The sequence below is a fragment of the Marinomonas posidonica genome (genome assembly GCF_043643765.1).
Classification (GTDB): Bacteria; Pseudomonadota; Gammaproteobacteria; order Pseudomonadales; family Marinomonadaceae; genus Marinomonas; species Marinomonas posidonica_A.
On sequence record NZ_JBHZSP010000001.1, the window covers coordinates 12,399 to 24,323 of the forward strand.

At 44.4% G+C, this 11,925-nt stretch carries 11 protein-coding genes; 2 read left to right on the forward strand and 9 right to left on the reverse strand.

What is annotated here, in order from left to right:
- The first annotated feature begins 40 nt into the window (after nt 1–40).
- Nucleotides 41–658 (forward strand): LysE family translocator, encoded by a 618-nt coding sequence (locus tag ACHUFM_RS00060; protein ID WP_394178359.1) that lies wholly within the window; start codon nt 41–43, stop codon nt 656–658.
- 10 nt (nt 659–668) lie between these two features.
- On the opposite strand, the gene ACHUFM_RS00065 is transcribed toward ACHUFM_RS00060, so the two are convergent.
- The 3 genes from ACHUFM_RS00065 to ACHUFM_RS00075 form a co-directional block, all read right to left on the reverse strand.
- A complete protein-coding gene (locus tag ACHUFM_RS00065) occupies nt 669–2,612 on the reverse strand; it encodes a DNA topoisomerase III (protein ID WP_394178361.1) in 1,944 nt (647 codons plus the stop codon).
- Nucleotides 2,613–2,680: 68 nt separating this feature from the next.
- Complete coding sequence (locus ACHUFM_RS00070) at nt 2,681–3,163, reverse strand: universal stress protein (protein WP_394178363.1); 483 nt, start codon at nt 3,161–3,163, stop codon at nt 2,681–2,683.
- Nucleotides 3,164–3,215: 52 nt separating this feature from the next.
- Complete coding sequence (locus ACHUFM_RS00075; RefSeq protein WP_113874320.1) at nt 3,216–3,437, reverse strand: hypothetical protein; 222 nt, start codon at nt 3,435–3,437, stop codon at nt 3,216–3,218.
- A 179-nt stretch (nt 3,438–3,616) separates the two neighbouring features.
- Between ACHUFM_RS00075 and ACHUFM_RS00080 the strand changes: the two genes are divergently transcribed.
- Nucleotides 3,617–4,237 (forward strand): FKBP-type peptidyl-prolyl cis-trans isomerase, encoded by a 621-nt coding sequence (locus tag ACHUFM_RS00080; RefSeq protein WP_394178365.1) that lies wholly within the window; start codon nt 3,617–3,619, stop codon nt 4,235–4,237.
- 96 nt (nt 4,238–4,333) lie between these two features.
- Here ACHUFM_RS00080 and ACHUFM_RS00085 read toward each other — a convergent pair whose 3' ends face one another.
- From ACHUFM_RS00085 to mnmA, 6 genes are all read right to left on the reverse strand, one after another.
- A complete protein-coding gene (locus ACHUFM_RS00085; RefSeq protein WP_394178367.1) occupies nt 4,334–4,750 on the reverse strand; it encodes a GNAT family N-acetyltransferase in 417 nt (138 codons plus the stop codon).
- The gene (locus tag ACHUFM_RS00090; protein WP_394178369.1) at nt 4,747–5,958 is read right to left on the reverse strand and encodes a ribosomal protein uL16 3-hydroxylase; all 1,212 of its coding nucleotides are present in this window, start codon (nt 5,956–5,958) and stop codon (nt 4,747–4,749) included. The genes ACHUFM_RS00085 and ACHUFM_RS00090 overlap by 4 nt, the downstream gene beginning before the upstream one ends.
- 93 nt (nt 5,959–6,051) lie before the next feature.
- Complete coding sequence (purB, locus tag ACHUFM_RS00095; protein WP_394178371.1) at nt 6,052–7,425, reverse strand: adenylosuccinate lyase; 1,374 nt, start codon at nt 7,423–7,425, stop codon at nt 6,052–6,054.
- A gap of 154 nt (nt 7,426–7,579) precedes the next feature.
- The gene (locus ACHUFM_RS00100; RefSeq protein ID WP_394178373.1) at nt 7,580–9,799 is read right to left on the reverse strand and encodes an NADP-dependent isocitrate dehydrogenase; all 2,220 of its coding nucleotides are present in this window, start codon (nt 9,797–9,799) and stop codon (nt 7,580–7,582) included.
- Nucleotides 9,800–10,021: 222 nt separating this feature from the next.
- Nucleotides 10,022–10,651, reverse strand: coding sequence for a high frequency lysogenization protein HflD (hflD, locus tag ACHUFM_RS00105; protein ID WP_394178375.1), 630 nt, complete (start codon nt 10,649–10,651; stop codon nt 10,022–10,024).
- 66 nt (nt 10,652–10,717) lie between these two features.
- The gene (mnmA, locus tag ACHUFM_RS00110; RefSeq protein ID WP_394178377.1) at nt 10,718–11,839 is read right to left on the reverse strand and encodes a tRNA 2-thiouridine(34) synthase MnmA; all 1,122 of its coding nucleotides are present in this window, start codon (nt 11,837–11,839) and stop codon (nt 10,718–10,720) included.
- Between the last annotated feature and the right edge of the window lie 86 nt (nt 11,840–11,925).

Sequence of the window (11,925 nt, forward strand, 5' to 3'; positions counted from 1 at the left end):
TCCACTCTCGCTTTGTTTTTATTTTAAAAGGATCTGCTCAGTGAATCTGGCTTTACTTTCTGCTTTTGTCCCGACATTTTTTTTTGTTTCTGTGACACCAGGTATGTGCATGACGTTAGCCATGACTCTGGGCATGACGGTTGGTATTAAGCGCGCATTATGGATGATGGTCGGTGAGTTAGTCGGCGTTGCAACTGTAGCGACCTTATCGGCCATTGGCGTGGCAGCATTATTGCTGAATTACCCAAGCGTGTTCATGGTACTAAAATACTTAGGTGGTGCTTATTTGGCCTTTATTGGTGTTCAAATGTGGCTGTCTAAGGGAAAGATGGCCATCAAAACAAATGACGACAGTACCCCAGCATCACGTAAAGAGTTAATGTCTCAAGGGTTTGTTACCGCGATTGCTAACCCTAAAGGTTGGGCTTTTTTTGTGGCCTTGTTGCCGCCTTTCTTAGTGGCTGATCAGCCATTAGCGAGCCAATTGGTTGTGTTGATTACTATCATTTTGACATTAGAGTTTAGCTGTTTGCTCATATATGCGGCTGGCGGCCGAACATTGAAATCCTTACTCATGAAAAGCGGCAATGTACGCATCATGAATCGCATTGCAGGCACTTTAATGATTGGTGTTGGCGTTTGGTTGGCAGCGGGTTAAAGGTGAGTCGCTAAGCTGGCTTTTTGGCTTTGCTTTTCGGGGTTCTCTTTCTAGTGGCAGAGCGCTTTTTAAACACTTTTTTCTTTGGTGCGGGCAAGTGTTGTAACGACACTGTTGAGATACTTCTAGATTGAGTTAAGAGTTTTGTTAGGTTATCGGTGAGTCCAGCCATAAAGTCTTGATAGCGACTCTCTCCTAAGCTCATGGCATTTAATTGAGCTTCCCACTGTGCTGTCATATCCGGTGTGACTAATTCAGAAGGTAAAGTGTCTGCAAACGCTCGGCCAGTTTGACTCGCATGAATTTGTTTACCTTGTCTGATTAAAAAACCTCGCTTAAATAAAATTTCAATAATACCTGCTCGCGTTGCATCTGTGCCGAGGCCGTCCGTTTCTTTTAAGATGGCTTTGATGTTTTTATCGGAAACAAAGCGACTGATTCCGGTCATGGCCGCTAGCAGAGTCGCGTCCGTGAAGGCAGCAGGTGGCGTGGTCACTTTATCTTTAATGATGCCTTGATTGCACCAAAGGGAATCCTCTTTTTTTACATTGGGCAGTTGTTCTTGATCTTCTTCTTGATCGGTTTTTTTCTTAGTAGGAAGAAGTGAGCGCCAACCTAACGATACTGGTGTACTGCCTTTTGCTTCAAATTTCCCTCCCGCGATATCGAGCTGAATAAGCGTGGAAAGATACTGATAGTCTGGATAAAACTGCATCAGATATTGACGTGCAATCAAGCCAAATATTTGGCTTTCGTTTTTGTTAAGTGAAGCGGCTTTATGTGCTTGTGATGTTGGAATGATAGCGTGATGGGCGGTGACTTGTTTATCATTCCACGCTTTGCTTTTAAGTTTAGCGTTGGCATTCTCCGCGCTGTTAGCGAGTGCTTCTGAACCTTTACTAAGAGCATCAATAATGGCTTTGGCGTCTTTATGTTGCAAGGTCGGTAAATAGCGACAATCAGACCTAGGATAAGTAATGATCTGGTGGCGTTCATACAAAGCTTGGCAGGTGTCTAATACTTGCTGTGCCGACATGGCAAAAATTTTCGCAGCATCAATCTGCAATGAGGATAAATTATAAGGTAAAGGCGGTGGCTGCTTTTTTTGCTTGTAATCTGCTTGTGTTACAACGGCAGGTTGGTTGGCGATTCGTGAGGCAACATTCTCTGCAAGGGCTCGATGAAGTACTCGGCCTTCTTCATCCATGTAGGGGTGACAAGCCTCACTTGGTAGCCATTTGGCTTGAAAGTGCTGATCTTCCGGGGTGGTGATTTGTGCCCAAACTTGATAATAGTTTTTAGCGACAAAATTTTCTCTTTCCGTATCTCTTGCCACAACTAGACCGAGTACTGGTGTTTGCACTCGACCTACGGATAAAACGCCTTGGTAGCCTGCTTGACGACCTCTAATGGTGTAAGCGCGTGTTAGGTTTAGGCCAAATAGCCAATCGGCTCTCGCTCTGGCTAAGGCAGAACGTGATAGGGCGGCGAATTCAGCATTGGATTTAAGTTGCTGTAAGGATTTTTTGACCGCTGCTGGAGTTAAGTCGCTGATGAGTACTCGTTGAGTTTGTTGTAGTTTCTGAGCGGGCACCTTGGTGTAATGCAAGACTTCGTCGACCAGCAGTTGACCTTCGCGGTCAGGGTCACCAGCGTGGACCAGCTGTGTAGCTTGTTTAATTAGTTTCTTTAAAATACTGAGTTGTTTTTTGGTATTGGTTTTTTCTTGCCATTGCCAATCATTCGGTATGATGGGCAAGTGATCAAGTTGCCATGCTTTAAAGGCGGGGTTATAGACGTGAGGTTCGGCCTGCTCTAATAAGTGGCCAATGCACCAACTAATGCAGTCGCCATTTGGCAACCAAATACAGCCTTCCTGTTTTTTTTGTGGACCTGGTAGGGCAGCGGCAATGGCTCGTGCCAAGCTGGGTTTTTCGGCAATATAAAGAATCATAGTTACACTTACTGTTTATATATACAGTAAGTGTAACTAAGAGTCGAAATTAAGACCAGCCTATCTGGCTATTTTATTGGCACAACCATGACAGGAATGTCGCTGGAGTGAACGACTTTGTTAGCGGTTGAGCCTAACACCATTTGCCCAATGGTACTGTGAGTACGACTGTTCATGATGATTAAATCTGCTCCCTGTTGCTGGGCGGCTTGCTGAATAGCTTCGGCTGGTAAGCCGCTAGTAATTAGGGTCTCTGGTTCTATGGTGAGTTCGCTCAGCTCATCTTGATGGCGTTCTATGAATTCTTTTAATAGTGTATTCATGCGTTGTTGCACGTGACTATTGGCTTCATTGCGCATGGTTTCTAAGACATCGTCACTGATGTAGTTATGAATCATACTTGCAGCTTGGGGATTGAGTGGCTCCATAACGTGCATCAAAACGATTTTAGCCTGATGCGTTAGCGCTAAACTGAAAACCAGTTCAATTGCTGACTGGGTTTGGTTTTCTAGATCGCAAGCGTAAAGTAGCGTGTTGATTTTCGGTAACATATTAAGGCCCTCTTGTTATGTTCCTTGATCGGATCCTTTTAGCTTAGTCTCTTTAGCTTTTTCTTTGCTGATCTGCATCAATTATTTGTGTACTGATTTTGAGTGATGTGCTCGAAGCGCTGGAGGTATTGGGTTTATTGACGTGATTGGCAAACAGAAAACAGCTGATTGATGAGATAAAAATAAAGCTGATAAACAACATGCTCCAGTAATCAGTCGCTTTGCTATCGCGTTTATTGAGTTTGGTTGCTGGAACAAAGGCTTTCGTCTTCATGACATTCTCCTTCTGTATCTGTTTATAGTTGATTAATGATAATCAATATCATTTAAAAAAGCTATCTCTCTGATAACTATTTTCAACTGCTGACAGAGAGGGGCGTGCCATGTTCCAAGCGGTTTGGCTATGTTATGATGGCGGCCTAATTTTTTAAGCGATAAAAAGAGAGTGTAAACATGTCAGAACTGTCGTTCGACTCAAATGAAGCAAAAATTGCATACGGCATTGGTCGTCAAATCGGTGATCAGCTACGTGGTAGTGATCTAGGTGAGTTATCTTTAACGCATTTGTTCGCTGCGATTGAAGACGCTTTGAACAATGCTGAAATGCGTGTTCCTGGTGCTGAGTTGGAAGCGGCATTTGCTGAACTTCAACAAAAAATGGAAGAGAAAAGCCGTGCTGCTTCTGAAGAAAACATTGCAGCGGGTGACGCTTTCCTAGCAGAAAACAAAGCGAAAGAAGGTATTCAGGTAACTGAATCAGGTTTACAGTACGAAGTACTTGAAGAAGGTACGGGTAACGTGCCAAGTGGTGATGCGACGGTTCGCGTTCATTACGAAGGTCGATTAACTGATGGCCAAGTTTTTGATAGCTCTATTGCTCGTGGTGAGCCGATTGAGTTCCCGCTAACTGGCGTGATTGCCGGTTGGACTGAAGGTCTACAGTTGATGAAAGAAGGTGCTAAATACCGTCTTACTATCCCAGCTGAATTGGCTTACGGCGCACAAGGTGCTGGCGCTATGATCAAACCTCATTCTGTTCTTCAGTTTGATGTTGAATTGATCGCGATTGTTTAGTCGTTAGATTGGTTGTATGAAAGCGAGCCCAAGTGGCTCGCTTTTTTTTGCTCATATTTTATAGAGGATAGATTATTTTAAGCCTATGAATAGGCCTTATATGCTTCTTTCCATACGCACGTGAAGTTTTCCTGCTTCTAAAAAGACTTTGCCGTCTGAGCGAAAGCTTTGCTTTTCATAAAAGCTTTGTACTTCTACTTGTGCATTTAAAAATACAGTTTGAATTCCCATTTCTCTTGCCACTTGAACCGCTTTTCGTAGTAGACGTTCACCATAGCCTTGATGTCGATAAGCAGGTAACACGGCCAGCCGACCAATTTGGCCTTTTTCTGTTAAGCGGCAGGTACCAGTCGGCACAGCAGTAGTGCCAAAAGAGACAAAGTGTACAGCGTGTTGATCTTCATCATCCCATTCATCAATCGGGTCTATACCTTGCTCGATGATAAAAACTTGGGTGCGAACGAACTTTAGTTGTTCTTTGCTGCTGTTCCAATCAGACGTTAGGATGTTCATTCCTCGTCCTCTTCAGGTTCGGGTTCGGTAAGTTCAATCAGTCCTTGCTGACCAATTAGGAAACGAACAAGAGGTTCTAGATCCTCATGTTGAGATAAGTCTAACCCAGAAAAATCAAATTCGCTCTGATCGCAAATCGCTTGAACAAACGTGGTTAATGTTTGATCCACCATGATGTGTTCGCCATTGCAAAACACCTTAATGCCATCAGTCGTATTGGCTTGTCGATAATAGCAAATACGAGCATCGCCAGGGCGGATAAAGGTCTTTCCTTGTTTGGCGGAAAAGAAGGCTTGGTCTTGTTCGACTTGATTCAATGGAGATAAATATTCAGGGTATTTGCTTTCGCTCATGGTGTCGCCGAGCCATTCAGCCAAGAGATCGGGTTGTTGTAATAAGCGGCTTAACTCATTCTGTAAGTAGAGAATATCGTCATGATGAATTTCCGCACTGTGTTCTCTTTGCTCTGGTTCAGGAGCGGCAAAACGGTTTTTCTCATTGATGCTTTCGCAGAGTTTATCGCGTACGCCCGTTAGAGCTTCTTGAAGGCTAGGTGCTCTAAAACCAATGGAGTAGGTCATGCAGTCATCATCAAGTGCTCGACCATTATGGGCAAAGTTGGGCGGCAAATACAAAATGTCGCCAGCCTCTAATGTCCAATCCATCTCAGGATCAGCTTGAAAGTTGTCTAAGATGTGTAAGTCAATATTGGCCAAAGCTGAGTCTTGATAACTGTCAGGCCCTAAAACTTGCCAGCGGCGTTTACCGGCTACTTGTACAAGAAAGACATCGTATTGATCGTAATGTGGTCCAACGCTACCGCCTTCAGTGGCGTAGCTGACCATGACATCGTCTAATCGCCAGCTCGGTAAAAACTGGAATTGCTCTTTTAGAGCTTGGATCTCTGGCACCCAATGGTCAACCGCTTGCACCAGTAAAGTCCATTCTTTCTCCGGTAACTGAGTAAAGTGTTCTTCATCAAATGGGCCTTGCTGTAATGCCCAGGGGCGATCACCATGCTCAATGACAATACGTGACTCCACTTCTTCTTCCATGGCCATGCCAGCCAGTTCATTGGCGTCCAGTGGTGGCGTGAAATCTGCGAGACCAGCACGAATCAGCAGAGGTCTTTTCTGCCAATATTCGGTGATAAAAGTGTGCGCTGTCATGCCACCCAAAATAGACAATGGAGAATGAAGGTCAATCATATTGTTGCTCATTAGAATGAATAATAATCTATTATTAGAGACAAAAAAGAGCCGATAAATCGGCCCTTTTTCTCTTAACTCAACGTCATTTCCCTAGCCGCGAATAGCTTTGGCTTGAGCGACAGCATTACCAATGTAAGTACTTGGTGTAAGTGCTTTGAGTTCACTTTTTGCTTGTTCTGGAAGTGCCAGAGTATCAACGAACGCTTCGATTGTAGCTTGGTCAATTGTACGGCCACGAGTCAGCTCTTTTAGTTTTTCATAAGGTGACTCGATACCGTAACGGCGCATCACTGTTTGGATTGGCTCGGCCAATACTTCCCATGCGGCATCTAGGTCTTGCTCTAGGCGAGGCGCATTGATTTCTAGCTTGCTAATGCCTTTTAACGTCGCTTGGTAAGCGATTAAGCTGTGTGCTAAACCGACGCCAAGATTACGCAATACTGTCGAGTCGGTTAGGTCGCGTTGCCAACGAGAAATTGGCAGTTTAGCGCTCAAATGATTCAAGATGGCATTGGCAATGCCCAAGTTGCCTTCTGAGTTTTCGAAGTCAATTGGGTTAACTTTGTGTGGCATGGTTGAAGAGCCAATTTCACCTGCAATGGTTTTTTGCTTGAAGAACCCCATGGAAATATAACCCCAAACATCGCGATCAAAGTCGATCAAGATGGTATTGAAACGGCTAATAGCATCGTACAGCTCGGCGATGTAATCATGTGGTTCGATCTGAGTTGTGTAAGGGTTCCAAGACAATCCCAAAGAGGTCACAAAGGCTTCTGCATGCGCTTGCCAATCTACGTCAGGGTAAGCTGAAAGGTGGGCGTTGTAGTTACCAACTGCACCATTGATTTTACCTAAAAATTCCACTTGCTCGATTTGTTTCAACTGACGGCTTAGACGTGCCGCCACGTTGGCCATTTCTTTACCTACTGTGGAAGGCGAAGCGGTTTGTCCATGAGTACGAGACAACATAGGTTGTTCTGCGTGCTCAATCGCCAAGTTTTCAATGGCTGTGATGACGTTTTTCAGTTCTGGAGTAATGCCTTCCTCCAAAGCTTCACGCAACATCAAGGCATGAGACAAGTTATTGATGTCTTCTGAGGTACAAGCAAAGTGAACAAATTCAGAAATGGCCGCTAGTTCACTGTTGTCAGCCATTTTGTTTTTGATGAAGTATTCAACCGCTTTGACATCGTGGTTCGTGGTTTTCTCAATGTCTTTGATTGCTTGAGCGTCTGCTTCGCTGAAGTTGTCAGCCAATTGATCTAGCAAGGTGCTTGCTTCATCACTCAGTGCTGGTACTTCAATAATTTGTGGGTGTTTGGCAAGAGCTTGTAGCCAGCGAACTTCAACAATGACTCGCATACGCAGTAAACCGTACTCGCTGACTGAGCGACGCAGTACGTTGGTTTTCGATCCGTAACGACCGTCGATAGGGGAAATCGCATTTAAGCTAGTTAATTCCATTGAGATAACGCCTCGAACATGGTTTTCAGGGAGCGGCTATTATAGGCAAAAGCAAGATGGTAATACAGGGATATGAGGTGAGGTTAGGCATAAAAAAAGCCCTGTATTGTCATTTCGACAATGCAGGGCTTGGTATTACGCGGTTAGCGAAAACTTATAGTGACGCCAACACTTGATTGAAGGTTGCACTCGGACGCATGATCTTAGCAACTTCGTCTAAGTTCATGTGGTAGTAACCAGACAAGTTCGCTGGTTTACCTTGTACTTCCGCCAATTCCGCAACAATTTTCGCTTCATTGTCTGTTAGCTGTTTTGCTAATGAAGCGAATTTCGCAGCCAAAGCAGCATCGTCTGTTTGTGCTGCCAATTCTTGTGCCCAGTACATGGCCAGATAGAAGTGGCTACCACGGTTGTCGATTTCGCCTGTTTTACGAGAAGGTGACTTGTTAGTGTCTAGCAATTTACCGGTTGCTTTGTCTAGGCAGCTAGCCAAGATTTTTGCTTTTTCATTGTTGTGCTTGATACCAAGCTCTTCAAATGAAACAGCGACCGCCAAAAATTCACCTAGAGAATCCCAACGTAAGTGGTTTTCTTCCATTAATTGTTGAACGTGTTTTGGTGCCGAACCACCCGCGCCTGTTTCATACATGCCGCCGCCATTTAGCATTGGTACGATAGACAACATTTTCGCAGAGGTACCCAATTCCATGATTGGGAACAAATCAGTTAGGTAATCACGCAATACGTTACCGGTGACAGAAATGGTATCTAGGCCTCGTACAATGCGTTCCATAGAGAAACGGATTGCTTCGTTGTAAGGCATGATGCGAATGTCTAGACCTTCAAGATCGTGTTCTTGCAGGTATGTCTCAACTTTTTTACGTAATTGTGCATCGTGAGCGCGTTCTTCTTCTAGCCAGAAGACGGCTGGTGTATTTGATTGACGGGCACGCGTCACACCTAATTTCACCCAGTCACGGATTGGAGCGTCTTTGGTTTGACAAGCACGCCAAATATCACCTTGTTCAACGTCATGTTGCATCAACACATTGCCTTGCTCATCAACAACGCGCATGGTGCCGTTTGCTGGCAATTCAAATGTCTTATCGTGTGAACCGTATTCTTCTGCTTTTTGCGCCATCAAACCAACGTTTGGCACAGTCCCCATGGTGACTGGATCAAATGCACCGTTGGTCTTACAGAAGTTAATCACTTCTTGGTAAATGCGCGCGTAAGTACTTTCTGGCATGACTGCTTTCGCGTCGTGAGCTTTGCCGTCACGGCCCCACATTTTACCAGAGTTACGGATCATCGCAGGCATAGAAGCATCGACGATGACGTCACTTGGTACGTGAAGGTTGGTAATGCCTTTATCTGAATCCACCATTGCAAGCTCTGGACGTGAGTTGTAGACGTCTTGGATCGCTTGTTTGATTTCTTCTTGTTGTGCTTCTGGAAGTGTTTTGATTTTGTCGTAAACACTGCCTAGACCGTTATTTGGGTTAACACCGATTTCTTTGAAAAGTTCACCGTATTTTTCAAATACGTCTTTGTAGAAAACCGTTACAGCATGGCCAAATACGATTGGGTGAGACACCTTCATCATGGTCGCTTTTACGTGAAGAGACCACATGATGTCGTTTTCTTTGGCATCTTGTAGAGTGTCTTCAAAGAAAGCGCGTAGTTTCTTGCTGCTCATGTTCATGCTGTCTAGGACTTCGCCAGCAATCAAAGGCAGAGTTTTCTTCACTTCAACGGAACCGTCTTGACCAACGAATTCGATGCGAACTGTTTGGTCTTTTTCCATGGTGATGGATTGTTCAGAAGAGAAGAAGTCGCCGCCACGCATATAATCAGCGTGAGAGGTAGAGGTTTTTTTCCATTTGCCCATTGAATGAGGGTTTTTTCGAGCAAAACCTTTTACAGCGGCAGGTGCACGACGGTCTGAGTTACCTTGACGAAGGACTGGGTTAACGGCACTACCAAGTACTTTTGCGTAACGTGCTTGTGCGTCTTTTTCAGCGTCAGTGGTTGGGTTTTCTGGGTATTCAGGAAGGTCGTAACCTTGCGCGTTTAACTCTTTAATTGCCGCGTTTAGCTGAGGCAGAGAAGCACTGATGTTAGGCAACTTCACGATGTTCGCTTCTGGAGAGGCTGTTAGTTCACCTAAAAACTTAAGGCCATCTGGAGCTTGTTTGTCAGCCGGTAACGTGTCAGAAAAAGAAGCGATGATACGGCTTGCTAAAGAGATATCGGTTAATTCTAGCTCGATGTCTGCTTCTTTTGCGAAAGTGCCAAAAATTGGCAGCAAAGACGATGTTGCTAATGCTGGTGCTTCATCGGTCAACGTGTAGTAGATGGTTTGTTTCGACATGTAATTCCCCTAACATTTCAGGCGTTATGCCCATTGGATCGAAGATGACTTTTAGCCGCCATTCCTAATTTTAACAAAACTGAGATGGTTAAAATTTTGTCCGACATACTAACGAAAAAACGCATTCAGAGATATCGGTTGCAAACTATACTCGTAATTAACGCAAGTTATTCTTGTGTATTTTTGCGCATTAAAAAAGGTCTCTGCGACCTTTTTTAATCATTAACTGCGTGAATCTAATGTGTTTAACAGAGCTTTTCGTTTAAAAATAAGGTGCCAGCGTTTACCACCTAATTGACGCCATAACATCGCAGCTCTGACGCCAGCCATCAAGATAGCACGAACTTGGTTGGCAACGTGGGCCTGCTGTAAAAAACGACTGTCGCCATGCACTTGAATTCGAAATGGCAATTTACTGAGAGTATCTTGATACATGCCTGAGATCGAGGCCATGATGTTTTCGTGCAACACCGAATCATAATGCTCTTTTTTACCCGCGATCTGAGTGATTTGCTGACCAATTTGGGACAACATCTCAGGGTGCTTTGCCAATTTACTTTCAAGATGAATCAAACTCAGAGTGTATCTTAAAGTATCTGGGTTCACGCTGTTACGATCTTTACCAAGCGCTTGCCTAGTAATCTTGCGACCGATCGCTAGGTTGCTCTGACAATCCCACTGACCACCATAGATGTCTTCCGTTTGATCTGCATTGAGAATCAACACACTGTCGATTAGGGGTTGCAGATAGGTCTTATCTACTTGACCTGTCTTAGCTAGATTAGCGACCAACTCCGCAGCTTGGAAAACGGCAGATAGGGCAATGGTTTGCTCTTTTTCTCTGTTACTCACGTTATCTACTCTTTTTCTATTTTGCGTGTAATCCGGTAATGAAATTAAGGCGTTTTGGGCTCAGGATTATTTATTAAAAGCAATGTTAATGATACCGCCGCCTAAGCAGACATCATCTAGATAAAATACCACGGACTGGCCAGGGGTAATGGCTCTTTGTGGTTCTTTAAACGACACTTCTATACGGCCGTCGGCTAATTCGTTAAGCGTACATTCTTGGTCTGGCTGGCGATAACGGCACTTTGCTTTACAGGTCAGTGGGAAACTTGGTTTTTCACGCGCTACCCAATCAAAGTTATCGGCAATTAAATGAGTTTTAAAAAGTGACTCATGCTGGCCACCTTGAGTCACCATAAGCACATTGCGCTCTAAATCCTTTTCCACTACATACCAAGGGTCATCCGAGTAGTTTGCTAAACCACCAATTCCCAAACCTTGACGCTGACCAATTGTGTGGTACATCAAACCGTGGTGGCGGCCAATTTTATCGCCCTCAAGTGTTTCGATGTCGCCAGGTTGGGCGGGCAAATATTGTTCAAGAAAGTCTTTGAAGCGACGTTCGCCGATGAAGCAAATGCCAGTGCTGTCTTTTTTGTTGTGGGTGATTAGGTCGTGTTCTTCTGCTAAACGACGTACTTCTGGTTTTTCTAATTCGCCTACTGGAAAAAGAGACTTAGCAATTTCGTCTTTTCCTACCGCGTGCAAAAAATAGCTTTGATCTTTGTTGTTGTCTAAACCTTTGAGCAAGATTGGCTCGCCATTTTGCTCTCCGCGACGAACATAATGACCTGTGGCGATGAAATCAGCGCCCAAAGCGACAGCGTATTCAAGGAAGGCTTTGAATTTGATTTCTTTGTTGCACAAGATGTCTGGGTTAGGCGTTCGGCCTGCTTTGTATTCGGCCAAGAAGTGTTCAAAGACATTGTCCCAGTACTCAGCAGCAAAGTTGGCAGTATGAAGTTTGATGCCTAATTTATCGCAGACGGCTTGAGCGTCGGCTAAATCTTCTTTGGCGGTGCAGTATTCTGTGCCGTCATCTTCATCCCAGTTCTTCATGAACAGGCCTTCAACCTGATAACCCTGCTGCATTAAGATTAAAGCCGATACAGAGGAGTCAACACCGCCTGACATACCGACGATGACTTTTTTGGCGCTGTTTGCGTTGTTCGCAAGGGAGCTGTCGTTCATTCTTTCTCTATTCTCATTTTTAGAGAGGCTAAGCCTCAAATACATTTATTGGCCAGAATTGTACCATTTTCATTTCCATGGATGCG

What these genes read in the sequence shown, in the direction of transcription:
- ACHUFM_RS00065 (WP_394178361.1), bottom strand. Translation starts at nt 2,612, where the DNA reads ATGATTCTTTATATTGCCGAAAAACCCAGCTTGGCACGAGCCATTGCC.
- ACHUFM_RS00070 (WP_394178363.1), bottom strand. Translation starts at nt 3,163, where the DNA reads ATGTTACCGAAAATCAACACGCTACTTTACGCTTGCGATCTAGAAAAC.
- ACHUFM_RS00075 (WP_113874320.1), bottom strand. Translation starts at nt 3,437, where the DNA reads ATGAAGACGAAAGCCTTTGTTCCAGCAACCAAACTCAATAAACGCGAT.
- ACHUFM_RS00080 (WP_394178365.1), top strand. Translation starts at nt 3,617, where the DNA reads ATGTCAGAACTGTCGTTCGACTCAAATGAAGCAAAAATTGCATACGGC.
- ACHUFM_RS00085 (WP_394178367.1), bottom strand. Translation starts at nt 4,750, where the DNA reads ATGAACATCCTAACGTCTGATTGGAACAGCAGCAAAGAACAACTAAAG.
- ACHUFM_RS00090 (WP_394178369.1), bottom strand. Translation starts at nt 5,958, where the DNA reads ATGATTGACCTTCATTCTCCATTGTCTATTTTGGGTGGCATGACAGCG.
- purB (WP_394178371.1), bottom strand. Translation starts at nt 7,425, where the DNA reads ATGGAATTAACTAGCTTAAATGCGATTTCCCCTATCGACGGTCGTTAC.
- ACHUFM_RS00100 (WP_394178373.1), bottom strand. Translation starts at nt 9,799, where the DNA reads ATGTCGAAACAAACCATCTACTACACGTTGACCGATGAAGCACCAGCA.
- mnmA (WP_394178377.1), bottom strand. Translation starts at nt 11,839, where the DNA reads ATGAACGACAGCTCCCTTGCGAACAACGCAAACAGCGCCAAAAAAGTC.